24 protein-coding genes and 1 riboswitch are annotated in these 24,359 nt (G+C 72.6%); of the genes, 13 read left to right on the top strand and 11 right to left on the bottom strand.

The window, feature by feature from the left end:
* Window positions 1-23: 23 nt before the first annotated feature.
* On the top strand, window positions 24-1,151 hold the full coding sequence (locus tag OHB09_RS04625) for an 8-amino-7-oxononanoate synthase (RefSeq protein WP_328921638.1): 1,128 nt from the start codon (window positions 24-26) through the stop codon (window positions 1,149-1,151).
* Between the two features lie 35 nt (window positions 1,152-1,186).
* Here OHB09_RS04625 and OHB09_RS04620 read toward each other — a convergent pair whose 3' ends face one another.
* Both OHB09_RS04620 and OHB09_RS04615 read right to left on the bottom strand, forming a co-directional pair.
* Window positions 1,187-1,477 carry a DUF397 domain-containing protein gene (locus tag OHB09_RS04620; protein ID WP_407077309.1) on the bottom strand — a complete coding sequence of 97 codons (291 nt, stop codon included), beginning with the start codon at window positions 1,475-1,477 and terminating at the stop codon, window positions 1,187-1,189.
* Window positions 1,478-1,487: 10 nt separating this feature from the next.
* Complete coding sequence (locus tag OHB09_RS04615; protein ID WP_191852693.1) at window positions 1,488-2,348, bottom strand: helix-turn-helix domain-containing protein; 861 nt, start codon at window positions 2,346-2,348, stop codon at window positions 1,488-1,490.
* Window positions 2,349-2,631: 283 nt separating this feature from the next.
* Here OHB09_RS04615 and OHB09_RS04610 point away from each other — a divergent pair, with 283 nt between their 5' ends.
* Window positions 2,632-3,072 (top strand): ATP-binding protein, encoded by a 441-nt coding sequence (locus OHB09_RS04610; protein WP_006144217.1) that lies wholly within the window; start codon window positions 2,632-2,634, stop codon window positions 3,070-3,072.
* 42 nt (window positions 3,073-3,114) lie between these two features.
* Here OHB09_RS04610 and OHB09_RS04605 read toward each other — a convergent pair whose 3' ends face one another.
* Window positions 3,115-3,666, bottom strand: coding sequence for a DUF6328 family protein (locus tag OHB09_RS04605; protein WP_040897227.1), 552 nt, complete (start codon window positions 3,664-3,666; stop codon window positions 3,115-3,117).
* Between the two features lie 87 nt (window positions 3,667-3,753).
* The gene (locus tag OHB09_RS04600) at window positions 3,754-4,227 is read right to left on the bottom strand and encodes a C40 family peptidase (protein ID WP_006144219.1); all 474 of its coding nucleotides are present in this window, start codon (window positions 4,225-4,227) and stop codon (window positions 3,754-3,756) included.
* Between the two features lie 3 nt (window positions 4,228-4,230).
* Window positions 4,231-4,436, bottom strand: a riboswitch (cyclic di-AMP (ydaO/yuaA leader).
* 582 nt (window positions 4,437-5,018) lie between these two features.
* Between OHB09_RS04600 and ddaH the strand changes: the two genes are divergently transcribed.
* The 7 genes from ddaH (at window position 5,019) to OHB09_RS04565 (ending at window position 13,491) form a co-directional block, all read left to right on the top strand.
* On the top strand, window positions 5,019-5,855 hold the full coding sequence (ddaH, locus tag OHB09_RS04595; RefSeq protein ID WP_167795664.1) for a dimethylargininase: 837 nt from the start codon (window positions 5,019-5,021) through the stop codon (window positions 5,853-5,855).
* Window positions 5,852-7,072, top strand: coding sequence for an ornithine--oxo-acid transaminase (rocD, locus tag OHB09_RS04590; RefSeq protein WP_234525179.1), 1,221 nt, complete (start codon window positions 5,852-5,854; stop codon window positions 7,070-7,072). The genes ddaH and rocD overlap by 4 nt, the downstream gene beginning before the upstream one ends.
* Window positions 7,073-7,515: 443 nt before the next feature.
* On the top strand, window positions 7,516-7,671 hold the full coding sequence (locus OHB09_RS04585) for a hypothetical protein (RefSeq protein ID WP_006144222.1): 156 nt from the start codon (window positions 7,516-7,518) through the stop codon (window positions 7,669-7,671).
* Between the two features lie 88 nt (window positions 7,672-7,759).
* Complete coding sequence (locus OHB09_RS04580) at window positions 7,760-10,189, top strand: DUF4135 domain-containing protein (RefSeq protein ID WP_328921637.1); 2,430 nt, start codon at window positions 7,760-7,762, stop codon at window positions 10,187-10,189.
* Window positions 10,189-11,313 carry a hypothetical protein gene (locus OHB09_RS04575; protein WP_234525175.1) on the top strand — a complete coding sequence of 375 codons (1,125 nt, stop codon included), beginning with the start codon at window positions 10,189-10,191 and terminating at the stop codon, window positions 11,311-11,313. Before OHB09_RS04580 ends, OHB09_RS04575 begins: the two co-directional genes overlap by 1 nt.
* A complete protein-coding gene (locus OHB09_RS04570) occupies window positions 11,310-12,653 on the top strand; it encodes a JmjC domain-containing protein (RefSeq protein WP_328921636.1) in 1,344 nt (447 codons plus the stop codon). Before OHB09_RS04575 ends, OHB09_RS04570 begins: the two co-directional genes overlap by 4 nt.
* A 106-nt stretch (window positions 12,654-12,759) precedes the next feature.
* Window positions 12,760-13,491, top strand: a complete 732-nt coding sequence (locus OHB09_RS04565; protein ID WP_191852746.1) for a lysophospholipid acyltransferase family protein — start codon at window positions 12,760-12,762, stop codon at window positions 13,489-13,491.
* A 132-nt stretch (window positions 13,492-13,623) separates the two neighbouring features.
* On the opposite strand, the gene OHB09_RS04560 is transcribed toward OHB09_RS04565, so the two are convergent.
* Together OHB09_RS04560 and OHB09_RS04555 are read right to left on the bottom strand one after the other, a co-directional pair.
* The gene (locus OHB09_RS04560) at window positions 13,624-15,228 is read right to left on the bottom strand and encodes an alpha/beta hydrolase (protein WP_086011043.1); all 1,605 of its coding nucleotides are present in this window, start codon (window positions 15,226-15,228) and stop codon (window positions 13,624-13,626) included.
* A 158-nt stretch (window positions 15,229-15,386) separates the two neighbouring features.
* On the bottom strand, window positions 15,387-15,908 hold the full coding sequence (locus OHB09_RS04555) for an Lrp/AsnC family transcriptional regulator (RefSeq protein ID WP_006144229.1): 522 nt from the start codon (window positions 15,906-15,908) through the stop codon (window positions 15,387-15,389).
* A 77-nt stretch (window positions 15,909-15,985) separates the two neighbouring features.
* Between OHB09_RS04555 and OHB09_RS04550 the strand changes: the two genes are divergently transcribed.
* The 4 genes from OHB09_RS04550 to OHB09_RS04535 are packed head-to-tail and all read left to right on the top strand — an operon-like array spanning window position 15,986 to window position 20,068.
* A complete protein-coding gene (locus OHB09_RS04550; protein ID WP_006144230.1) occupies window positions 15,986-16,756 on the top strand; it encodes a LytR/AlgR family response regulator transcription factor in 771 nt (256 codons plus the stop codon).
* A gap of 10 nt (window positions 16,757-16,766) precedes the next feature.
* Window positions 16,767-17,126, top strand: a complete 360-nt coding sequence (locus OHB09_RS04545; RefSeq protein ID WP_006144231.1) for a hypothetical protein — start codon at window positions 16,767-16,769, stop codon at window positions 17,124-17,126.
* Window positions 17,127-17,129: 3 nt separating this feature from the next.
* Complete coding sequence (locus OHB09_RS04540; protein WP_093597647.1) at window positions 17,130-18,863, top strand: sodium/solute symporter; 1,734 nt, start codon at window positions 17,130-17,132, stop codon at window positions 18,861-18,863.
* The gene (locus OHB09_RS04535) at window positions 18,860-20,068 is read left to right on the top strand and encodes a sensor histidine kinase (protein WP_006144233.1); all 1,209 of its coding nucleotides are present in this window, start codon (window positions 18,860-18,862) and stop codon (window positions 20,066-20,068) included. The genes OHB09_RS04540 and OHB09_RS04535 overlap by 4 nt, the downstream gene beginning before the upstream one ends.
* A 208-nt stretch (window positions 20,069-20,276) precedes the next feature.
* Here OHB09_RS04535 and OHB09_RS04530 read toward each other — a convergent pair whose 3' ends face one another.
* From OHB09_RS04530 to OHB09_RS04510, 5 genes are all read right to left on the bottom strand, one after another.
* Window positions 20,277-20,435, bottom strand: coding sequence for a hypothetical protein (locus OHB09_RS04530; RefSeq protein ID WP_167794851.1), 159 nt, complete (start codon window positions 20,433-20,435; stop codon window positions 20,277-20,279).
* A gap of 90 nt (window positions 20,436-20,525) precedes the next feature.
* Window positions 20,526-21,074 carry a DUF3455 domain-containing protein gene (locus tag OHB09_RS04525; protein WP_006144235.1) on the bottom strand — a complete coding sequence of 183 codons (549 nt, stop codon included), beginning with the start codon at window positions 21,072-21,074 and terminating at the stop codon, window positions 20,526-20,528.
* A gap of 265 nt (window positions 21,075-21,339) precedes the next feature.
* A complete protein-coding gene (locus OHB09_RS04520; RefSeq protein ID WP_006144236.1) occupies window positions 21,340-22,290 on the bottom strand; it encodes a cytochrome c oxidase assembly protein in 951 nt (316 codons plus the stop codon).
* A gap of 107 nt (window positions 22,291-22,397) precedes the next feature.
* Window positions 22,398-23,423 (bottom strand): 6-phosphofructokinase, encoded by a 1,026-nt coding sequence (locus OHB09_RS04515; RefSeq protein WP_006144237.1) that lies wholly within the window; start codon window positions 23,421-23,423, stop codon window positions 22,398-22,400.
* Window positions 23,424-23,611: 188 nt separating this feature from the next.
* The gene (locus OHB09_RS04510; RefSeq protein ID WP_006144238.1) at window positions 23,612-24,340 is read right to left on the bottom strand and encodes a type 1 glutamine amidotransferase; all 729 of its coding nucleotides are present in this window, start codon (window positions 24,338-24,340) and stop codon (window positions 23,612-23,614) included.
* Window positions 24,341-24,359: the final 19 nt, after the last annotated feature.

Raw genomic sequence — 24,359 nt, 5'->3', positions numbered from 1 at the left:
AGCGCGAAAGCACCGGAGGGACCATGGCGTTCGGGTGGATCGAGGAGCAGACGCGGGCGCGCCGCCGGGCGGGTCTCGTACGGACCCTGCGGCCGCGGCCCGCCGACTCGCCGCTCCTGGACCTGGCGAGCAACGACTACCTGGGCCTGGCCCGCCACCCCGAGATCACCCGGTCGGCCGCCGAGGCGGCCCGCGTCTGGGGGGCGGGCGCCACCGGCTCCCGCCTGGTCACCGGCACCACCGAGCTGCACACGACGCTCGAGGGCGAACTCGCCGCGTTCTGCGGCTTCGAGGCGGCCCTGGTCTTCGCCACCGGGTACGCGGCCAACCTCGCCGCCGTCACGGCACTCGCGCCGCACGGCTCCCTGCTCGTCTCCGACGCGGGCAACCACGCCTCGCTGATCGACGGCTGCCGGCTCGCCCGCGGCACCACCCAGGTCGTGGCGCACGCCGACCCGGACGCGGTGCGCAAGGCGCTGGGCGCCCACCGGGGTCCGGCCGTCCTCGTCTCCGACACGGTGTTCTCGGTGGACGGCGACGCGGCACCGCTGGGCCGGCTGGCCGAGGCGGCACGGGAGTCCGGAGCGGGGCTCGTCCTCGACGACGCCCACGGGCTCGGCGTGCTCGGGGAGGGCGGCCGGGGCGCCCCGCAGGGGGCGGGAATCGCGGGCGCGCCGGACGTGGTCGTCACGGCGACGCTGTCGAAGTCGCTCGGCAGCCAGGGCGGGGTGGTCCTCGGGCCGGAGGCGGTGATCGCGCACCTGGTCAACGCGGCCCGGACGTTCATCTTCGACACCGGGCTCGCCCCGGCCGCCGCCGGGGCGGCGCTCGCCGCGCTGCGGCTGCTGCGCCGCGAACCCGAGCGGGCGGCACGGGCCCGCGAGGTGGCCGCCACGCTGTACGAGCGGCTGACGGCGGAGGGGTTCGAGGCGGTACGGCCCGACGCGGCCGTGGTCTCGGTACGGGCGCCGTCCCCCGAGCGGGCGGTGCGGTGGGCGGAGGAGTGCCGGGCGGCGGGACTCGCCGTCGGCTGCTTCCGTCCACCGTCCGTGCCGGACGGCGTCTCGCGGCTGCGGCTGACCGCGCGCGCGGACCTCACGGACGCCGAACTGCGGCGTGCGGTCGAGGTGATCCGCGCGACGCGGCCCTGACCCCCGAGGGACCGCCGGGCCCCGCCGGGTGCGGTTCAGCCCAGCGAGTCGAGGAAGTCCCGCCAGGCGCCGGGGGTGAAGAGCACGGCGGGTCCGGGAACCCGCTTGGAGTCGCGCACGGCGACCAGTCCGACGCAGGGTCCCGACCCCGGACAGGCCGTCTCCACGCAGTTGTTCATGCCGGTGCTGTGGCTGCTGCGCAGCCACAGCACCCCGGGCAGGGAGGCGCCGGCGGGCAGGGCCCGGGGGACGCCGGATCGGGCGGCGCGAGCGGCACCGGGAGCGGATGCGGAATGGGAAGCGGAAGCAGAAGCGGAAGCGGGCATGGGTTCCTCCTTACGCGCGTTCGGCGAGCGCGGTGAGGTGAGCCAATGAGTCCTCGGGCGAGAGAGCGTTGCTCTGCAAGGTGCTGAAGGCCTCGGCGTAGGCCTGGAGTTCTTCTTTCCGTTCCAGATAGAGGCTACTCGTCAAGTGGTCGAGAACCACCACGTCCAGATCAGAAGTGCTCGGAAACGAGAAGATTACGAAAGGGCCGGTGACGCCGATGTGCGCACCGGCGGCGAACGGCAGGATCTGGAGTCGGACATGGGGCAGTCGGGCGGCCGTCACCAGCCGTCTGAGCTGCTCCTCCATCACCGCCGGGCCGCCCACCTCGCGGCGCAGCACCGCCTCGTCGAGCACCGCGCTCATCCGCAGCGGTGGGTCACCGCGCAGTACGTCCTGCCGTGCGAGCCGTACCTCCACCAGAGTGTCGAGATGGGCGTCGTCCGGCGGGCCGACCGCCGCCCGGGTCACCGCACGGGCGTACTCGGGCGTCTGCAGGAGCCCCGGTACGACCAGCGTCTCCAGCGTGCGCATCGCACAGGCCTGCGCTTCCAGGCTGATGAAGTCGCGGTAGGCGGGCGGCAGCACCCCCCGGTAGGCGTGCCACCAGTTCTGCCGGCCGCCGCCGTCCTCCGAGCCCGCGAGCACCAGCAGCAACTCGCGCAACTGCGGGTCGACGACCTCATAGGCGTCGAGCAGCAGCCGCACATCGGCCGGTTTCACCCCACTGGAGCCCGTCTCGATCCGGCTCACCTTCGACTGGTGCCAGCCGACCCGGGCCGCCGCCTGTCCGCTGGTGAGACCCGCCCGCGCGCGCTGGGCGCGTAATTCCGCGCCGAGTTTGCGGCGGCGCACCGCTGGTCCGTACTGCATGGCCGACTCCTTCCGCCCGGCGTGCGCACACGCGTCGCGGCGACGGCGAGCGCCGGCGGGCCCGGTTGGCGACGGTAGAGGATGGACCGAGCATGCGCCCATATACGGTCGGTCGTCGGATAGTTCACCGCTTCGGGCGACAGATATATGCATATCTTGGGGGATCGGCAGCAGGGAGCCCGCGGGTGGTGGCAGTCTGACGCGCAGCACCAAGTCCGGGACCGCAAGCGCGAAGTTCGCTCCGTGCCGGGCTCCGGTCCCGTGGGAAAGGGGCGACGACGCCATGGCAGATCACCAGGAAGCATCCGTCACTCTGCCGAGCGATCCCGCCTCGGTCTCCGCGGCCCGAAGATACGTCGCGGGCGTCCTCGCCGACTGGGGACTGCCACCCGACGCCGAGGCCGCGGACACCGTGCGCCTGATCGTCTCCGAGCTCGCCACCAACGCCGTGCAGCACACCCTGGGAATGTCGCCCACCTTCACCGTCGACCTGGTCCTCGACCGGGACGAGCGGCTCCGCGTCGGGGTGACCGACGGTCACCCGCGCTTCCCCAAGAGGCTGCCTGCCGCCGTGCAGCAGGACAACGGGCGCGGTCTGGTCATCGTCCGCTGGCTGACGGCCGAGTGCGGCGGACGGCTCAGCGTGCGGCCCACCCGGGAGGGCGGGAAGACGATCGAGGCCGAGCTGCCGTGGAAGGTGCCCGCGGTCCAGCCGGACCCGTGAAGGGAGCGCCCCTCAGCCCCTCAGCCCTCAGCCCTCGGCCCCTCAGTCCTCGGAGGACTTGCGTCCCCGGCCGCCGGGCGTCTCGGTGGGGCCCTCCGTGACCGGCTGGTCCGTACGGACGCTGGTGCGGCGGACCAGCCGCGGCAGGACCCCCCACAGCAGCACGCACGCCGCCATGGTTCCCGCGCCCGCGGCGATACCCGCCGCCCGGCCCAGCGTCACGTCCACGACGAGCAGCACCGAGCCGGTGAACGCCAGCATCAGCACCGCCAGGCCGGCCGAGGCCAGCCGTGAGGAGACCTGCACGATCACCGGCTTCGCGTTCTGCTGGAACAGCGAGCGGTGCAGCGCCGCCGGCGCGGTGAACAGGACGGCCGCCAGCATCGACAGCAGCAGTGTGACGACGTACGTCGTGCGCTGGAAGGCGTCGATGTCCGGGAAGCGCTGGGTGAAGGCGAGCGTCAGCAGGAAGGCGAACAGGATCTGCACGCCCGCCTGGGTGACGCGCACCTCCTGCAGCAGCTCGGCGAAGTTGCGGTCGGCGCGTTCCAGCGGGGTCTCGTTGCGAAGCTCGTGGTGAGGACGGTCGGCCATGTCACACACATAACCGTTCCTCGGCGGCTCACGCCCCCGCGCACGTCACACGGCGACCGGCCACGCGCCGAGACCCCCGCCGGACGGTCAGCGCACCCTGCCGTACCAGACGCTCTTGGTCCACAGCTTCTGCAGCCGTACGACGTCACCGGTCTTCGGCGCGTGCCAGATCTTGCCCTTCCCGGCGTAGATGCCCACGTGGTAGACGTAGCTGCCCGAGTGGAAGAACACCAGGTCGCCCGCCTTGCGGTGGGAGGACGAGATGTGGCGCGTCTTGTTGTACTGGGCCGCCGCCGTCCGGGGGAGCTTCTTGCCCGCCTTCTTGAACGAGTACAGCGTCAGCCCGGAGCAGTCGAACCGCTTCGGCCCGGTGGCGCCCCACTGGTAGGGGGAGCCCTTCTTCGACGCCGCGACGTGCAGCGCCTTCGTCGCCGTGGTCGCGGCGGACGCCTGGGAGGCGACGCCGGGGACCGCGATGCTGCCGCCCACGGCGGCGAGGGTGAGGGCCGAGGCGGTGCCGGCCCGGGTCAACAGCGACGGGACACGATCGAGCGCAGTCATGCGCAACCCTTCGTCAGCCGCCTGTGAAGGATGACCTGTCGGATTCGGGCTGGCGAAGTTGCCCGGCCGCTGACGCGGCTTCACCCCAAGGGCTGCTCGGCACGGACTGTCCGTACCGGCGACCCGTCTTGCTCGGGTCCTCCACTCCTGCCGATCCACTCCTGTCGACCGGTCATCCGGGCGGCGGCAGGATTCGGCGTCCGCCCGGACCGCCCCGCCTCTTGTGGCGGGGGCTGTCGCAAGGGATCTTCACCCACCGATGTCTGAAAATCCCAACGGAAACGGAGCTTTGTGTTGTTACTCACCACTCTGCTGTTCGAGTGAACACCCCCCGTTCCAGGGCGCGTCCAGCATCGGGAGGAGCCCCGGACCAGCACCGGAATACCTCGTTCCGCCTGGTGTCCACCCGTGCCGCGCAACCGGGGCGGTCACAAAAGTCGAGGTATGCGTACACCGAAAGGGGGTAACCCGTCCGGCCCCCCGCGCCGGAGTGTCGCGCACGCCCGGGCCTCGGCCGCGCGGTCCCCGAGTCGCTCGCCGGAGCGGCTCGCCACCGTTCGCCGGAGCGGCTCCCGCACCGTTCGCCGGAGCGGCGCGCGAGCCGAACGTCGGAGCGGTGCGCGAGCCGAACGTCGGCGTGGCTCGCGCGCCGCGCAAGAACGTTGCGGGACCCCGCGCCCGCACGCAGCGAAACTGCGCGTACACGCAGTTTTCGTCACTTGTCCGCCTCCGTGCGCCCTCCCTACCGTGGTCTCACCCCCTTGGCACCGCATCAGCGGAGGTACCCCTTCGTGCCCGACTCCCGTGTGCCGCGCCCCCGGCGCTATCTCGTCTGCGAACCCACCTACTTCGCCGTCCGGTACGCGATCAACCCCTGGATGCACCCCGACGTGCCCGTCGACACCGGCCTCGCCCTCCTCCAGTGGCGCGACCTGGTCCGGACGTACCGCGAGTACGGCCACACCGTCGAGAACGTGCCCCCCGTCCCCGGCCTCCCCGACATGGTCTTCGCCGCCAACTCCGCCCTCGTGCTCGGCGGCCGCGTCTTCGGCTCCCTCTTCCACGCCCCCGAACGCCGCCCCGAGTCCGCCGCCTACACGGCCTGGTTCAAGGCCGCCGGCCACGACGTGTACCGGCCCGAATCGGTGTGCGAGGGCGAGGGCGACCTGATCCCGGCCGGCCGGTACGTCCTGGCCGGCACCGGCTTCCGCACCACCCCGGAGGCCCACCGCGAGGCCCAGGAGTTCTTCGGCGTCCCGGTCGTCGGACTGCGGCTGGTGGACCCGTACTTCTACCACCTCGACACCGCCCTGTTCGTCCTCGACCCGGGGGAGCCCGGACCCGGACAGGAGGCGAACATCGCCTACTACCCGCAGGCGTTCTCGCCCGGCAGCCGCGAGGTACTGGCCCGGCTGTTCCCCGACGCGGTCCTCGCCACCCGGGAGGACGCGCGTGTCCTCGGCCTCAACGCGGTCTCGGACGGCCGTCACGTGTTCATGCCCCCGCAGGCCACGGCCCTCGCCGGCCGGCTCGCCGCCCGCGGATACGTCCCCGTCCCCGTCGACCTGTCGGAGTTCCTCAAGGCAGGCGGGGGCATCAAGTGCTGCACCCAGGAGATCCGTTCATGACCGCTCCCGCCCGCACCCACACCACCACCGCAGGGATCATCCGCGCCGAGGAGCCGGTCCTGGCGCACAACTACCACCCGCTGCCCGTGGTCCTCGCCCACGGCGAGGGCACCTGGGTGGAGGACGTCGAGGGCCGCCGCTACCTCGACATGCTCGCCGGCTACTCCGCCCTCAACTTCGGGCACCGTCACCCCGCGCTGATCGAGGCGGCCCACCGCCAGCTCGACCGGCTCACCCTCACCTCGCGCGCCTTCCACCACGACCGGCTCGCCGCCTTCGCCGCCTCACTCGCCGAACTGACCGGCCTGGACACGGTGTTGCCGATGAACACCGGCGCGGAGGCCGTGGAGAGCGCGGTGAAGGTGGCCCGCAAATGGGCGTACGACGTGAAGGGCGTGCCCGAGGACCGGGCGACGATCGTCGTCGCCGCCGACAACTTCCACGGGCGTACGACGACGATCGTCGGCTTCTCCACCGACCCGGTGGCCCGTACCGGCTTCGGCCCCTTCGCGCCCGGCTTCCGCGTCGTCCCCTACAACGACCTGGCGGCCATGGAGGCGGCGGTCGACGAGACGACGGCGGCGGTGCTGATCGAGCCGATCCAGGGCGAGGCCGGGGTGATCATCCCGGACGAGGGCTATCTGGCCGGGGTACGGGAGCTGACCCGGCGCGCGGGCGCGCTGTTCCTCGCGGACGAGATCCAGTCGGGGCTGGGCCGCACCGGGCGCACCCTCGCGGTGGAGCACGAGGGGGTGCTGCCGGACGTGCTGCTGCTCGGCAAGGCGCTCGGCGGCGGCATCGTGCCGGTCTCCGCGGTGGTCGCCCGCCGGGAGGTGCTCGGCGTGCTCCACCCGGGTGAGCACGGCTCGACCTTCGGCGGCAATCCGCTGGCGGCGGCGGTCGGCTCCGCCGTGGTCGACCTGCTGGCTACCGGAGAGTTCCAGCGCCGGGCGGCGGAACTGGGAGTGGTGCTGCGCGACGGGCTCACGGAACTCGTCGGCCGGGGCGTGACCGGCTTCCGCGCCCGCGGACTGTGGGCGGGCGTGGACGTCGACCCGGCGCTCGGCACGGGCCGCGAGATCGGCGAACGGCTGCTGGCGGAGGGCGTCCTGGTCAAGGACACCCACGGCTCCACCATCCGGCTCGCCCCGCCCCTGACGATCACGGCGGACGAACTGCGGTGGGCGCTGGCGGCACTGGAACGGGTGCTGACCTGAGAGGCCCCGCGGGATGACTGCCGTCCCCCGGTCCCGGCAGCGTGTCCGTGGCCGTCGGCGCCTGCCGGGACTGCCGTACCCCGGTCCCGGCAGCGTGTCCTTGGCCGTCGGCGCCTGCCGGGACTGCCGTACCCCGGTCCCGGCAGCGTGTCCTTGGCCGTCGGCGCCTGCCGAGGAGGGGCCCTTTCGCGTCGTCGGTCTTTCGGCCGAACCCCGGCCTCACCCCCGTCCGGCGGTCAGTACGGCCTGGTCAGCGGAGGGTGCGTCGGTGCGTCGGTGCGGTCGGCGGCGGCCGGAAGTCGACCGATGCTTTCCATCAGCATCGAAAGCATCGCGGCGGGCGCTCCCGCGCGCGAAACATGTCGTGCGGAGCGGGTCGAGCGACCGGAGCGCCGTGTGTCCGACGCACGACTCATGCGGAACCAGTCAACCCTGGAGGAACCATGACTCACGCACCTGCCCACGACACCCAGGCTCGCCCGGAGAGCCGGCCGTCCGCCGAGGAGGACCTCGACCTGGTGATCGGCGAACTGGAGCAGCGGATCCCCGACCGCACCGGTGCCGCGGCCAACACGTGCATCGGCTGGTACTGCGTCTGATCCGCCCCGGCCGGTAAGCCCGACTGGACAGGACGCGGTGCCGCTCGGCGACGTGCGGGGCGGCACCGCGCAGGGGAGGTCCGACACCATGACCGAGCCTTTGTGGGAGGCGGCACGGCCGACCGGTCCGAGGAAACCGGGGCCGAACGGCTCCGTCGCCACGGAGAAAGTGGTGGAAGCCGTGCGGGCGGGCACCACCCGCCGGTTGTTCCCCGCGGTGATGAGCCTCACCGACGACGGTCTGCTCGTGCACGAACGGTATCTGGAGGGGGACGGCGACGCGGCTCTCCTGGCGGCGACCCTCGCCAGGCCCGGGTTCTCCGCGCTCACCGAACTGCTCGACGCCCTCGACACCTGGTGCGGCCGGGCCACGAGACGCCACGGCGACCTCCTCGCGCCCGGTCTGCTCGACGTGACCGATGGCGACCTCTTCGGTCCGCTCGTGACCGAGGCCTTCACCGCCTGCGCAGCGGGCGTCCCCTACGCGGCAGCCGAGCAGCACGCCCGCTGGACGGACTTCCTGGACCACTTCCTGCAACGTCTCGCCCGGGACGTCACCGGGCCCTGGTTCGACCGACCCTCGCTGCGACCACCCGTGACAGGCATCGAGGCCCAGACGGGGGAGACGCACAACGGGCGTCGCAGGGTCCTGCGCGTGCGTATGAGCGGTGGCGGCACGCTCGCCTACAAGCCTCGTCCGCCCGGTGGGGAACTGCTCCTGCTCGCCTCCGACAACTCGGTGTTCGCCTTCCTCAATTCCCTGCCGCCCGTCACGGGGCCGGTCGACCTCCCTGTCCTGCGCTGCACGGCGGGCACCGGTCGCGACCGGTCCGAGTACACCTGGCAGGAGTGGGTCGAGCAGCCCTCGCAGTGGGGGGTGATCCGCTCCATCCCCGGACGGCGGCTCTCCGGGACCAGACTCGGTCGCCGGCAGGCGGAACGCTACTGGCGGCGAGCCGGGGCCCTCGCCGCGGCCGCCCACCGGTTCGGCATCGCCGACCTGGGGGAGGGGAACGTTCTGTCCGGAACTCGGCCCGGACAACGGGAACCGATGCTCTACCCGGTCGATCTGGAGATCTTCCTCGCGCCGTTGCCGGGCCTCTACGACACCGGCCTGATCGCCGACACCGAGGCCGGTGACCACCACCACCCGGGACTCGAGGACCAGGCCCGCTGGTGCGGCATCGACGGTCCCGTCACCCACTTCACCGCGACCGCCGGTGGTGGACTGCGGCTGGAGAGGCGCAGCCGGCCCTGCGCGCGGACCCGGACCCGCACGGTCGTCGCCGACTCCCGGGGCCGCACCGGATACGCACCGTACCTGTCCTCCTTCCTCCGGGGGATGTTCGACGCCTGGGCCCTCATGTGCCGTCACCACGAGGCGATCCGTGCCTTCTTGACGTCTGGGGAGCAGGACGGCCACGTCCGTGTCCTGCTGAAACCGACAGCGGCGTACACCGAGGCGCTCGCCGACCGGCTCACCGGCACGGCACCCCCCTCCGGCACGCGTACCGGCGCCCCGCACGACGAGGCCGCCCCGGACACCGTCTTCGGCCCGGACGAGGTCGCTCAGCTGGACGGCCTGGACGTCCCCTACTTCTTTCGCCGCGTGTCCGGCGGCCCGCTGCTGCGCACCGGCCCGCCCCACACGGCCGTGACGATCGGGGCACCTCCGCAGTGGCCACCCTCGAGTGCCGTGCGCGACGGTCGCGGCGGTGACCTGGCCGGACTCGGTGTGGCGCTGCGTGACGCCGTGGAGTACGTGTACGGCCACGTGGATCCGCACGACACCTACGACACGGACGGTGTGCGGGTCCGGCTCTCCGGCCGGCGCACCGGGGAGGTCGGGTTCGACTGGCCGGAGGCGGCGCGACGGGTCGTCTACCTCTGGGACCACGGCACCGTGAGAATCCGCGTGGAGCCGCTTCCCCGCCCGGCCCCTGACGCCGACGTGCGGCGCCGACTGCTGCGGATCGACCGGACGGACGCGGTACTGCGTGCCCGCTGGGCCGCATCCCGTTTCACCGACCGGGAGACCGAGGACAGGCTTCGTGTCCTGACCACCGCGGCCATCCGCTGGCTGGAGGACGTCGTGAAGTGCCACGGCTGGCCCGGTCGGGCTCTGGTCGGCCCGGCCGGGGCGGCTGCGGCCTGTCGGCTCGTCCAGCACGCCGAGGGACCGACCGCCTTCCAGCACGAGTGTCTTCGGCTCATCGAACAGGCCGCCCGGGAGGGCGATCTGCCCCGGCGGCAGGTGGCCTACGTGACGGACGCACTGCGCATCCGGGACGGCCGGCCGCAACTGTACGGAACCAAGTTCCGCCTGAGGGAAGGAAATCTGGAACCGTGCCCCATGGAGCACTCCGACCGGGTGGACGCGCTGCGGCGCGGTCTGAGGATGGAACCGCTCGCCCGATACGCGGCCCGCGTGCGCGACCGGTACCAGCCGCGAACCGGCCGAGCGGATCCGCGTGGGATCTCTTCACCGCCCGGTACTGGGAACGAACGCCCGGGGTGATGCCCGCACCGGGCGGCCCGGACGCCGTCGACGCCCACCGTGCCTACACGACGATGATCGAGGCGGCCCGGCCGTTCCGCGCCGGAACCCGGTTCCGGGCCCTCCCGGACGTCCGCTTCCTGGTCGACGGCGGCCGTATCCGGGCCCCGGGAGACCTGCTGCCCGGCCCGGACGACACGAGCGCCGAACAGTACGGCGCCCGGCTCGACGAGGAGTTGGAGGGCCGAGGCCACCTGCTCCTCGTGGAACAGCCCCTCGTCCTCGACCCCGTCCTGTGGGCACAGGTACGGTCCCTGGTCACGCCCCTGTGGGAGCGGGCCGGGTACCCCGTCCTGCCGGTCGTCACGGAACTCGCCCTCGGGGAGGGGATCACGGAGGACGACGCCCCCGCACACGAACCGCTCCACTCCACCCTGCTCTGGGTGCTGCACGGCACGGTGACCGCCGTACCCCGGGACGCCCGGGCGGGGGGTGCCCTCACCGCCGGGCCGGGCGACCTGCTCCACCGGCCCGCGGGCCGACCGCACCGCCTGAGCTTCGGGTCGCGGACCCTGGCGCTGCGCCTGCGCGTCGCCCGTGATCCCCGTCTGCTGACCGCGGCGGTCAAGGACGCCGTGGCCGGACTGGTGCAGGAGCGCCGGGGCAGAGATGACGTTCCCTACCTGACGCTCCCGCCCGATGAGATCCCGGGGGCACCCGTGGTGCCCGAACTCGCGCGCACGGCCGAGGAGATGCGGGAGACGACCGAGGCGCCTGGGCTCGACCGTGTGCTCGGCACCGCATGGGCACGACGGGTCAGTGCCGCCGGACTGGAGCCGGCGCCGGACGCGCGGCCTTCCGTCCGCCTCTCGCCGGACGACCGCCTGCGGCCGGCCTCCGCCGTCGTCCGCATGCCTCTGGACGAGGGGGACACGTGGCTCTGGGCGGTCGGCGGTCATGCCTTCTCGGTACGCGGCGCCCTGGGCGAGCGCGTAGTGGCTCGGCTGCGCCGGGGCGACACTCCCACCGTTCGGCAACTGTGCACCGTCGCCGGACCGGGCCGGGAGGCGGCGGTCACGGCACTGCTGGAGAAGCTGTACACGCTGCGCGGCGTGCAGCTGGACGGACGGGAGGACACGGCGTGATCGAATGCGTGGCGGTGGAGACGGAGTTCTCCTGGGACACCTTCGTCGAGCGGTACTGGGACCGTTCCCCGGTGCTGTTCCGCTCCCTGTCCGCCTCCCCCGCTCCGTTCGCGGCGGAGGAGGTGTTCCGTGCGGCGGCGCACGGCAGCCGGTCCGCGCGCACGGAGGGGCGCATGCCGCCCCACGTGCAGTTCACCGTGGAGCGTGTCCAGCGGGACGAGGCGGGCGACCTGCTTCCCACCGGCGAGGACGGTGCTTTCGACGCGTACGACGCCCGCCTCGCCGCTCGCCTCGACGGCCGCAGGCACGCCCTGGTGATCAACAGTTTCCACACGTTCGACACCGCCCTCTGGTCGTGCGAGCGGGACTTCTTCGCCGGCCTCTGGGACAGGGTCGGTCTGCCGTTGACGGGCGCCATCACCACCTTGTTCCACGGTACGTACGAACACAGTCCGGTCGGTGTGCACAAGGACCGCTTCGCCACGTTCATGTTCGGCCTGCGCGGGCGCAAGCGGATGCGGTTCTGGCCACGCAGGCCGTGGGACGAACCCGTCTCGACCAAGGTCGACTACGCCGACCACCGCGCCGAGTCGTTCACCGCCGATGTCGGCCCCGGGGACCTGCTGTACTGGCCGGCCGACTACTACCACGTCGGCGAGAGCGCCACGGCGGCGCCCGCGACTAGTGTCAACGTGGGAGTGCCCCGCCAGGACCACCACGCCGGCTACGAGTTGGAGTCCCTGATCGCCGACCTCGACCCGGACCGGCTCACCGGCCGCGGCAGCCTGGACACCCTGCTGCGGCACCACGACGCCCCCGCCACCGCGCCGGGCCCCGACGCCGACGGCCTCCTTCCCCCCACTCTCCCCGAAGGGCTCGCCACCCCCGTGGAAACCCTGCGCGCCTTCTCACGGCCGGACCGCCTCACCCGCCGTGTCACCCTCGTCTCCCTGCGCCGCTGGACCGCCGAGGGCTTCGAACCCGTGCCCCCCGCGGCCCCACCGCGTCCGCTCGCCGACACCGACATCCTCCGTACCGACCGCCGGGCGCGTGTCGTCCGGGCCGCGGACGGCGACGGCGGCAGCCTGTGCGCGGCGAACGGTCACCACACCCGCACCCCGCTCGAGCAACACGAGCTGGCGCGGCTGCTCCGGGCACTGAGCCCGGCGGGCGCGGTGCCAGTGGCTGTTCTCCTCGACGCCGTCACACCGGGCGCCCACCGTGAAGCGGCGCGCACCCTGTTGGAGGAGTTGGAGAGCTTCGGGGCACTCCACCGCGGGCCTCGAGTCGCCCGGACGCCGGTCGCACCTCGCGTACCACTTCCTCCCGGCGGCCGATAACTGTCGGTACTCGTCAGTAGCAACGCAGAGTGACCGCATGGCGGTTACGTCCGCCGCCCGCGCCACCTACACTGATCGCTCCCCGGGGAACGCGAGGAGTGCCGCGGTGTTCTACTACCTGCTCAAATACGTGGTTCTGGGCCCGCTGCTGCGGCTGACGTTCCGGCCCCGAATAGAGGGGCTCGAACATGTGCCGGACTCCGGTGCCGCGATCATCGCGGGCAACCATCTGTCGTTCTCCGACCACTTCCTGATGCCCGCGGTCCTCAAACGGCGCATCACCTTTCTCGCCAAGGCCGAGTACTTCACCGGCCCCGGCATCAAGGGGCGGCTGACGGCCGCCTTCTTCCGCAGCGCCGGGCAGATCCCCGTCGACCGCTCCGGCAAGGACGCCGGGCAGGCCGCGATCCGGGAGGGGCTCGGCGTGCTGAACAAGGGCGAGCTGCTCGGCATCTACCCGGAGGGCACCCGCTCCCACGACGGACGGCTCTACAAGGGCAAGGTCGGGGTCGCCGTGATGGCGCTCAGGGCGGGGGCCCCGGTCGTCCCGTGCGCGATGATCGGCACCTTCGAGGCGCAGCCGCCCGGCCGGAAGATCCCCCGCATCCACCCCGTGGTCATCCGCTTCGGCAAGCCCCTGGACTTCTCCCGCTACGCCGGCATGGAGCACGAGAAGGCGGTCCTGCGCGCGATCACCGACGAGATCATGTACTCCATCCTGTCGCTCTCCGAGCAGGAGTACGTCGACAAGTACGCGGCCGTGGTGAAGGCGGAGGAGGCGGAGCAGGCGGAGCAGGCGGCCAAGGAGCGCAGGTTCCCGCGCATGCCCTTGAGCTGACATCGTTTCCCGGACGCGACGTGACACGACGCGGACGTGAAGCGACGCGGACGTGACGGAAGGAGGGGGCGGCCGGTGGTCCGGCCGCCCCCTCCCGTCTCACCGCGTCACCGGGACGCGGCTACCGCACCGTCACGGAGTCGGTGTGGCGTGCGGGGCGCACGTCACGTCCGAGCGGTCCGTCCTCCCCGTCAGCAGGTACGTGTCGACCCTGTCGTTGATGCAGGGGTTCACCAGTCCGGTGACACCGTGCGAGCCGGCGCCCTTCTCGGTGATCAGTCGCGAGCCCTTGAACCGCTTGTGCAGCTCGACCGCGCCGGGGTACGGCGTGGCGGCGTCCTCGGTGGACTGCACGATGAGCACCGGCGGCAGGTCCTTGGCCGAGCGGACCTCGACCGGGGTGCGCTGCTTGACCGGCCAGGTCGCGCACGGCAGGTTCATCCACGCGTTGGCCCAGGTCATGAACGGGTAGTCCTTGTGCAGCCGGGTGTTGTCCCGGTCCCAGGTCCGCCAGTCGGTGGGCCACTTGGCGTCGGTGCACTCGACGGCCGTGTAGACGGCGTTGCCGTTCTCCGAGGAGATGTTGCCCGCGGTGTCCGTGAGGTCGGGCGCGGCGGCGTCGATCATCGCCTGGGTGTCGCCGGCGACGTACTGGCTGAACACCTTGGCGACCGGCGCCCAGGAGGAGTCGTAGTACGGGGCGCTCTGGAAGAAGGAGATCAGCTCCGCCGGGCCGACGATCCCGCCGAGCGGGTTCTTCTTGGCCGTGGCGCGCAGCTTCAGCCACTGCTGCTCGACCTTGGCCCGGGTGTTGCCGAGGTGGTAGGTGGCGTCGTTCTCGGCGACCCAGTCCTCCCAGTCCTTCCAGCGGCCCTCGAAGGCGATGTCCTGGTTCAGGTTGGCCTGGTACCAGATGTTGCTCCGCTCGGGGTTGACCACGCTGTCGACGACCATGCGGCGCAGGTGGCCCGGGAAGAGCGTGCCGTAGACGGCGCCGAGGTAGGTGCCGTAGGAGACGCCCAGGTAGTTGAGCTTGCGCTCGCCGAGCGCGGCCCGGACGACGTCCAGGTCACGGGCGGTGTTGGGGGTCGTCATCTGCTGCAGCACGGCGCGGTCGGTGCGCTCGGCGCAGCCCTCGGCGTACTCGCGCGCCAGCTTGCGCTGGGCCCGCTTGTCGGCCTCGGAGCCGGGCACCGGGTCCGCCTTGGGCGCCTTGACGAACTCCTGCGGGTCCTGGCAGGAGATGGGCGCGGAGTGGCCGACGCCGCGCGGGTCGAAGCCCACGAAGTCGTAGGCCTTGGCGACCTTGGCCCAGACGGGGTTCTTCGCGGTGACGCGGGCCGGGAAGCGCAGTCCGGAGCCGCCGGGTCCGCCCGGGTTGTAGACGAGGGCGCCCTGGCGCTCGCTCGCGGTGCCGGTGTTGCCGATGCGGTCGACGGCGAGCTCGATCTGCTTGCCGTTCGGCTTGGCGTAGTCGACGGGGACGCTGACCCAGCCGCACTGGATCGGCTTGGCGAGCCCCCAGTCGGCCGGGCAGTCCCGCCAGTCGATCCCGGCCTTGGCGGCCCGGGCGGCGGCGATCGAGGCGCCGCGGGCCTCGCTGCCGTTGCCGTGACCGTCGCCGTGGCGCGTGCCGGCGGTCGCCGACGGTGCCGCCACGGCCCCGGCTATCAGTGCCGCCGCAGTGACGAGCGCTCCGGCGGAGCCGAGCACGGTGGCTCGCTTCGTCGGTCTCATACCCCTCAAGAGGGACCTCCCCGAACATCGTGACGAATCTTCCGATGACTACGGGGATACTTGTCGCTGAGAGGTCCCTGACAACAGGGGCGGCGGACCTCCTTTGCCAATCCGATATCCGGTACGCGTGCGTCCGCCCAGCGGTACGCGCGGTCCGCTCAGCCCTCCTCGTGGCCGGGCGACCCCGCCCCGGCCCCCTGTGGAGCGGCCTGGCTCGCGCCCGCCTCCGGACTCTCCGGCAGCAGGTGGGACAGGACCATGCAGCTGACCGTCTTGCGGATGAACGGCTCCACCCGGATCCGCTCCAGCACCTCCTCGAAGTGCTCCACGTCCCGCGCCCGCACGTGCAGCAGCGCGTCCGCGCCCCCCGTCACCGTCATCGCCGCCGCGATCTCGGGATGGTTGCGCACCACCTCCGCGAGCCGCCGCGGCGGCGCGGCCCCCTCGCAGTACACCTCCACGTACGCCTCCGTGCGCCAGCCCAGCGCCGAGGGCTTCACCGTGGCCGTGAACCCGGTGATCACCCCCGTCTCCCGCAGACGGTCCACCCGGCGCTTGACCGCCGTCGCCGACAGTCCGACCGCCGCGCCGATCTCCGCGAAGCTGGACCGCGCGTTCGCCGTGAGCGCGGTGACGATCTGGCGGTCGAGTGCGTCGAAACCGCCCGGCCTGCTGTTCATGGCCGCACTGTATCCAGCGACAACCTCCGCGTTCGGCACATGTCCGAACGAACCAAACGCCCCTACACTCCACGTTCATGCTGCGCGCTCTCGCCGTCGACGACGAACGTCCCTCGCTCGAGGAGCTCCTCTACCTGCTCAACGCCGACCCCAGGATCGCCGGCGCCGAGGGGGCGAGCGACGCCACCGAGGCGCTGCGCCGGATCAACCGCGCCCTGGAGTCCGGCCCCGACGGGCCCGACGCGATCGACGTCGTCTTCCTCGACATCCACATGCCGGGCCTCGACGGGCTCGACCTGGCCCGGCTGCTCACCGGGTTCGCCCGCCCCCCGCTCGTCGTGTTCGTCACCGCCCACGAGGGCTTCGCCGTCCAGGCCTTCGACCTCAAGGCCGTCGACTACGTGCTCAAACCGGTGCGCCGGGAACGGCTCGCGGAGGCGGTCCGCCGGGCCGCGCAGCTCAAGGACGTGCCCGCCAAGGGCACCCCGCCGCGCATACCCGTGCACGAACCCGACCCCGACCACATACCGGTCGAACTCGGCGGCGTCACCCGCTTCGTGCCCGTCGAGGACATCACCCACGTCGAGGCCCAGGGCGACTACGCCCGGCTGCACACCCCCCAGGGCAGCCACCTCGTCCGCATCCCCCTCTCCACGCTGGAGGAGCGCTGGCGGGCCCGCGGCTTCGTCCGCATCCACCGCCGCCACCTCGTCGCCCTGCGCCACGTCGTCGAACTGCGGCTGGACGCGGGGACCGTGAGCGTCCTGGTCGGCAGCGAGGAACTCCAGGTCAGCCGGCGGCACACCCGCGAACTGCGGGACCTGCTGATGCGCCGGACCACGACCTGAGGAGTACGACGTGCCCCAGGATCCCACCGAGCGCCGCGTCGTCGTCACCGGCCCGCCCCGCCGCACCCGCCGCCCCTCCGCGCACTACCGGCCCCGCACCGAGATCGACGAACAGACCACCCTCGGCCACACCTACGTCCGCTCCCTGATGCGCTCCCAGCTCCGCGCCGCCCTTGTGGTGCTCGCCGTGCTCGTGCTCCTCGTGGGGCCGCTGCCGCTGCTGTTCGCCACCCTGCGGCACGACGGCGCGGTGCAGTGGGCCGTGCTCGGCTTCGGCCTCTACGCCCCCCTCGTGCTGCTCGCCCGCTGGTACGTGCGCCGTGCCGAACGCAACGAGCGGGACTTCGTGCGGCTGGTGGAGGACCGCTGAGCCGTGGACCGCACCTACTCCGTCACCGCCGTCGCCCTGGTGGTGCTCGCGACCGTCCTCGTCGGCGCGTTCGGCCTGCGCATCTCCCGCACCACCTCCGACTTCTACGTCGCCTCCCGCACCGTCGGCCCCCGCCTCAACGCCGCCGCGATCAGCGGCGAGTACCTCTCCGCCGCCTCCTTCCTCGGCATCGCGGGACTCGTCCTCACCCAAGGCCCCGACATGCTCTGGTACCCGGTCGGCTACACCGCCGGATACCTCCTGCTGCTGCTCTTCGTCGCGGCCCCGCTGCGCCGCTCCGGCGCCTACACGCTGCCCGACTTCGCGGAGGCCCGCCTCGCCTCCCAGCCGGTGCGGCGGCTCGCCGGAGCCTTCGTGGTCGGCGTCGGCTGGCTCTATCTGCTGCCCCAACTGCAGGGCGCGGGGCTGACACTGGCCGTGTTCACCGGGGCGCCCGCCCCGCTCGGCGGGATCGTCGTGGCGCTCGTGGTCGTCGTCATCGTCGCCGCCGGCGGCATGCGCAGCATCACCTTCGTACAGGCCTTCCAGTACTGGCTCAAGCTCACCGCCCTGCTCGTCCCCGCCCTCTTCCTGATGCTCGCCTGGCAGGGCGACGGCGCACCCCGCAGCGCCTTCGACGAACCCCCCGCCCTGCGCGCGCAGCGCACCGTACGCGTCGACGCCACCCTCGACCTGCGCCTCACCGAACCCCTCACGGTGACCGCCACCGGCACGGTCGACGGCCACCGCCGCACGGGGGAGCGGATCGCGCTCCCGGCCGGTGTCCACCGCGTCGCCGGCGGCACCCGGCTCACCCTCCCCGAGGGCGCCGCCGTCCCCGTCGCCGAACGCGGCGGCGACGGCGGCATGTCCGGCTCGCTGGCCTCCGCCCGCGAGGACCGCCCCCTGTACGCCACCTACGGACTGATCCTCGCCACCTTCCTCGGCACCATGGGCCTGCCGCACGTCGTCGTCCGCTTCTACACCAGCCCGCACGGCGTCGCCGCCCGCCGCACCACCGTCGCCGTCCTCGGCCTCATCGGCGCCTTCTACCTGCTGCCGCCCCTGTACGGCGCGCTCGGCCGCCTCTACGCGCCCGAACTCACCCTGACCGGCGACGCCGACGCCGCCGTCCTGCTGCTGCCCGAACGGCTCATCGGCGGCCTCGGCGCGGACCTCCTCGGCGCGCTGGTCGCGGGCGGCGCCTTCGCCGCGTTCCTCTCCACCGCCTCCGGACTGACCATGGCCGTGGCCGGGGTGCTCACCCAGGACGTGCTGCCCAGCCGCGGCGTACGCCACTTCCGGCTCGGCACCCTGCTCGCGATGGCCGTGCCGCTGGGGGCCAGCGTGCTGGTGGGCGGGCTGCCGGTGGCCGACGCGGTCGGGCTCGCCTTCGCGGTGTCCGCCTCCTCCTTCTGCCCGCTGCTGGTGCTCGGCATCTGGTGGCGCCGGCTCACCCCGCCCGGCGCGGCGGCCGGGATGGTCGTCGGCGGCGGTTCGGCCTTCGCCGCGGTCACCGCCACCATGGCCGGCTACCCGGGCACCGGCACCGGCACCCTGCACGCCCTGCTCGCCTGGCCCGCGCTGTGGTCCGTGCCGCTCGGCTTCCTCACCATGGTGCTGGTCTCCCTGGCCACCCCGGGCCGCGTCCCGGCCGGGACGGCCGCCATCCTCGCCCGCTTCCACCTGCCCGAGCAGCTCACCGGGGGCCGGCCGCGCACGGAGGCACGGACATGAGCGGATTCCTCGCCGGACTGTGCGTGGCCGTGCTGCCGCTGCTCGCCGCCGGGTTCTGGCTCGGCCGGCGCACCGCCCGCCCGCAGAACCTCGGCGGCCTCGGCACCCCCGTCGAGCACGCCACCTTCGAGACCCTGCACAACGCCACCCTCGCCGCGCCCCCGCTGCGCGCCGGCCTCACCGGGGAGACCGCCCGCAAGTCCGCGCGGCGGCTGCGCACCCTGCTCGGCACGGACGCGCTCTGCCTGACCGACCGTGAGACGGTACTGACCTGGGAGGGAGTGGGGGAGCACCATCGCGAGGAGATCCTCCAGCGGCTCGGCGGCCCGCTGGACACCGGCCGCGGCGAGGCGTTCCGGCTGCGCTGCGACGTCCCCGACTGCCCGGTGCGCTGGGCGGTGATCGCCCCGCTCACCGTCGACGACCGGGTGCACGGCGCTCTGGTGGCCTGTGCGCCCCGCGAGTCCGCCGTCCTGGTCCGTGCCGCCGGCGAGGTCGCCCGCTGGGTCTCCGTCCAGCTCGAACTGGCCGACCTCGACCGCTCCCGCACCCGGCTCATCGAGGCCGAGATCAAGGCCCTGCGCGCCCAGATCTCCCCGCACTTCATCTTCAACTCGCTCGCGGTGATCGCGTCCTTCGTCCGCACCGACCCCGAACGCGCCCGCGAACTGCTGCTGGAATTCGCCGACTTCACCCGCTACTCGTTCCGCCGGCACGGCGACTTCACCACGCTCGCCGAGGAACTCCACGCCATCGACCACTACCTCGCCCTGGTCCGGGCCCGCTTCGGCGACCGGCTCTCCGTCACCCTGCAGATCGCCCCCGAGGTGCTGCCCGTCGCGCTGCCGTTCCTGTGCCTGCAGCCGCTGGTGGAGAACGCCGTCAAGCACGGCCTGGAGGGCACCGCCGACAAACGGCACATCAGCATCACCGCGCAGGACGCGGGCGCCGAGGCCCTCGTCGTGATCGAGGACGACGGCCCGGGCATGGATCCCGCGCTGCTGCGCCGCATCCTCGCCGGGGAGACCAGCCCCTCCGGCGGCATCGGGCTGTCCAACGTCGACGACCGGCTGCGCCAGGTGTACGGCGACGACCACGGCCTCGTGATCGAGACCGCGGCCGGCGCCGGTATGAAGATCACCGCACGGCTCCCGAAGTATCAGCCGGGCGTCCACTCGGGAGCCCGGCTGCCCCGGGAGCCGTAGGGCGTGTTTCGAAAGTCCCGCCTGTTCGGCGACGCCTGGCACGCACTCCCCCAGAGGGGGGACCCCCAGCCGCGTTGTCGGGATCACCCCGATACATCCAGTATCGGGGCGACCCTCCGCCTTGCGATCGCACGCACCAGACGCCGCCGAACCCGCCCTCCAGGGCGGACGGCGCTACTTTCGAAACACGCCCCAGGGGCCGGCGGCCTCAGGTGCCGTGGGAGGCGACCATGCCGAGTGTGATCAGGACGAGGAGCACCCAGCCGAACCACAGCCAGCCGTTGCTGCCGAGCGTCACCGTGTAGGCGGTGACGACCACCAGCCCGCCGACGGTGATCACCCCCATCGCCTTCGTGGAACCGGGCATCACACCCTCCTCACGGGTTCGTTCCCCTCATCATGCGCCCCTTCCCGGGCGGGGGGAACCGGGCGACCGCGGCCCCGTCCCGTCACCGCTTCACGCGGACGGCTTGTAGAAGACGTAGGTGGCGGAGTACGGGACGCTCTTCTGGTCGCCGCCGCTGCAGGCGGCACTGGGGGCGAGCCCGCCCCTGGTGCCCAGACGCTGGATGTAGGAGACGTCGGCGAACACCCCGGAACCGCGGGTGGCGGTGGCGCGGAGGAGGAGTTCGTCGACGGCGCCGTCCCTCGGCGAGGAGGCGACCGAGGCGGCGTTGACGGCGCTGCCGTCCACCGTGGAGACCCAGACGGGGCCGCGGGAGTGCAGGGCCACGGGGCGGTGGGACCTGTCGTGCGCGGCACTGAGGGTGGCGGCGGGCTCCAGGAGCTTCCAGGCGCCGTCGGTGCACGTGTACGTCTGCACACCCTCGGCGGCGAAGACACCGGTGAGCCTGTTGCCGTCCGGGACCTTCACCGCGCTGGGCACGGGCGGAACGGTACCGGTGCCGGTGGCCGCGGCCGTGCCGGTCGTCACTCCTAAAAAGGTGCCGGCGGCCACGGCGGCGACGGCCGTGGTGGTGAGCGCGAGACGGGTGGCGAGTTTCATCGGTCTCTCTCCAGAGCGACAGGCGAAGACGGAACGGGATCACGTACGGCGAAGGGGCGGACGCGGGCGTGAGAACGCCGCGTCCGCCCCCCGTCGAACGTATGACCGCAGAGCGTAGAGCGTGCCGCCGAGGCGCACGGGGTGAACGAGGCTCTTGGCAGGAACCCGGCGCACCACCCCGGAAAAGACAGGGGCGGCGCATTCCCACCGAGGAATCCGCCGCCCGTCCGGAGCACCGCCGGTGCCGTCATGCGAAGGGGCGCGCTCAGTTCCCGCGCGCGTTCAGCGAGGCCAGGTACGCGTTGTACGCCGCCAGCTCCGCGTCGCCGTCCCGCTCCGCCGCCCGGTCCGTGCGCCGGGCCTGCCGCTGCTCCGAGCGGTACCACTGGAACAGCAGCGCCAGCAGCACCAGCACCGAGGGCACCTCGCTGAACGCCCAGGCGATGCCGCCCGCCGAGGTCTGGTCCGCCAGCGCGTCGATGCCGAGCGAGGCCGGCGGGTTCTCGTACGTGCCGACCATCGGCGTCGAGCCCATCATCAGCGCGATGCCGAAGAAGGCGTGGAAGGGCATGCCCGCGAACAGCTCCAGCATCCGCATCAGATAACCGGGCCGGTGCGGGCCCGGGTCCACGCCCATGATCGGCCAGAAGAACACCAGGCCCACCGCGAGGAAGTGCACCATCATCGCCGCGTGCCCGGTCCTGGACTCCATCAGGAAGTCGAAGAGCGGCGTGAAGTACAGCCCGTACAGGCTCGCGATGAACAGCGGGATCGTGAACGCCGGGTGCGTGACGATCCGCATGTAGTGGCTGTGCAGCAGCATCAGGAGCAGCTCGCGCGGACCCTTGCGACCGTGCCCCGCCGTCGGCAGCGCGCGCAGCGCCAGCGTGATCGGCGCCCCGAGCAGGATCAGGATGGGGGAGAGCATGCTGATCACCATGTGCTGCACCATGTGCACGCTGAACATGACCATGCCGTAGTCGTTCAGCCGCGTGCACATCATCAGCGCGACGGTCAGCACACCGACGGCGAAGGAGACCGTGCGGCCCACCGGCCACGCGTCGCCGCGCCGCAGCAGCCGGGCGACGCCCCAGCCGTAGAGGGCGAGTCCCAACAGGCAGGCGACGAGGAAGAACGGGTCCGCCGACCAGTGAAGGCCCCGGCCCAGCGTGAACGGCGGCAGATCCATGACCATGCCGTGGCCGCTGTGCTCCATCCGCCGGCTCCTGATTCGTGGGGGTTGGGCGCTGTCTGTCCGAACCAAGAGTAGAACCGCCCCCGGTCGCGTCCGCGACCGGGGGCGAGGTCATGCCGGGGAGTCCGCTACAGGACGCACTCCGCTTCCGCGTACCGCTCGTCGGGCACCGTCTTGAGCGTCTCCACGGCCTCCGCGAGCGGCACCATGTGGATGTCGGTGCCGCGCAGCGCGGTCATCATCCCGAACTCGCCGCGGTGCACCGCCTCCACCGCGTGCCAGCCGAAGCGGGTGGCCAGCACCCTGTCGTAGGCCGTCGGCGTCCCGCCGCGCTGGACGTGGCCGAGGATGACGGGGCGGGCCTCCTTGCCGAGGCGCTCCTCCAGTTCGAGGGCGAGCTGACGGGCGATGCCGGCGAACCGCTCGTGCCCGTAGACGTCCTTGCCGCCCTCGTCGAAGTCCATGCCGCCCGCCTTCGGCTTGGCGCCCTCGGCGGCCACGACGATCGCGAAGCGCTTGCCCGCGGAGAACCGCTCGCCGACCTTCGCGGTCAACTCGTCGATGTCGAAGGGGCGCTCGGGGACGACGATGGCGTGCGCGCCGGCCGCCATCCCGGAGTGCAGCGCGATCCAGCCGGTGTGGCGGCCCATGACCTCCACGATGAGCACTCGCTGGTGGGACTCGGCGGTGGTCTTCAGCCGGTCCAGCGCCTCCGTGGCGACGCCCACCGCGGTGTCGAATCCGAAGGTGACGTCCGTGACCGCGATGTCGTTGTCGATGGTCTTCGGCACGCCGACGATCGGCAGGCCGGCGTCGGACAGCAGCCGGGCCGCCTTCAGGGTGCCCTCGCCGCCGATCGGGATGACCGCGTCGAGACCGAGTTCCTCGAGGTGGCCCCGGGCCCGCTCCACGCCGTCCCGCAGGTGCTCGGGCCGGACCCGGGAGGAACCGAGGATGGTGCCGCCACGGGCGAGGATGCCGCCCACCGCGTCGAGGTCGAGCTTGAGGTAGTCGCACTCCAGGAGGCCCCGCCAGCCGTCGCGGAAGCCGATGACCTCGTCGCCGTGGTCGACGACGGCTCGGTGCACGACGGACCGGATGACGGCGTTCAGGCCGGGGCAGTCGCCGCCGGACGTGAGGACACCAATGCGCATCGCCCGAATTACCTTCTCCACGTGGGCCCGGGGGCCGGGGACCCGGACCACGCCGTCCGGTTCGATCCCCGCCACCCTAGCGGCACAGGGGGGCGGGACCGAACCGTGCGTCCGCGTGCTGGACGCCCCCGCTCACCTGTGCGCGGAGCCCGACAGAAGGGCCCCGCGCGGGGTGTGGGGAGAACCGTTCACGCGGGCTGCTGCGCCGCCGCGATGCGCTCGCCGCGCAGGGCCTCGTACCAGCGGTCGTCCACCGGGGGCAGCGCGTTCACGTCGAGGGCCAGCTTCAGCAGCAGGTCCGCGATGAGCGGATTGCGGGCGAGCACCGGCCCGTGCATGTACGTGCCGAACACGGTGTCGTTGTACGCGCCCTCCGTGCCGTCCCCCGTGCCGTTGCCCTTGCCGAGCTTGACCTGGGCGAAGGGACGCGCGCCGGGGCCGAGGTGGGTGACGCCCTGGTGGTTCTCGAAGCCGGTCAGCGGGGGCAGCCCGAGCCGGGGGTCGATGTCGCCGAGCACGTCGCCCACGCACCGCTCGCCCTCGCCGCGCACCGAGACCACGTCGAGCAGGCCGAGGCCCGACTCGCGCTGCCCGAGGTCGTTGACGAACTCGTGGCCGAGGATCTGGTAGCCGGCGCAGACGGAGAAGACGATCGCGCCGTTGCCCACCGCCCGGTGCAGTCCGCCGTCGCGGCGCAGCCGCTCGGCGGCCAGCCGCTGCGGCCGGTCCTCGCCGCCGCCGATGAGGTAGATGTCGCCGGAGGTGGGGATCGGCTGGTCGCTGCGCACGTCGAGCCGGGCCACGTCGAGCCCGCGCTGGCGCGCCCGGCGCTCCACGACCAGCGCGTTGCCCTGGTCGCCGTAGGTGCTCAGCAGGTCGGGGTAGATCCACACCAGCCGCAGTTGGTTGTCGCTCATGCTCATCCTTGGAAGATCG

Origin of the sequence: Streptomyces griseoaurantiacus (assembly GCF_036189845.1) — a bacterium.
In the GTDB taxonomy this organism is placed as follows: domain Bacteria; phylum Actinomycetota; class Actinomycetes; order Streptomycetales; family Streptomycetaceae; genus Streptomyces; species Streptomyces griseoaurantiacus.
This window is presented reverse-complemented; position numbering and strand designations above follow the sequence as displayed.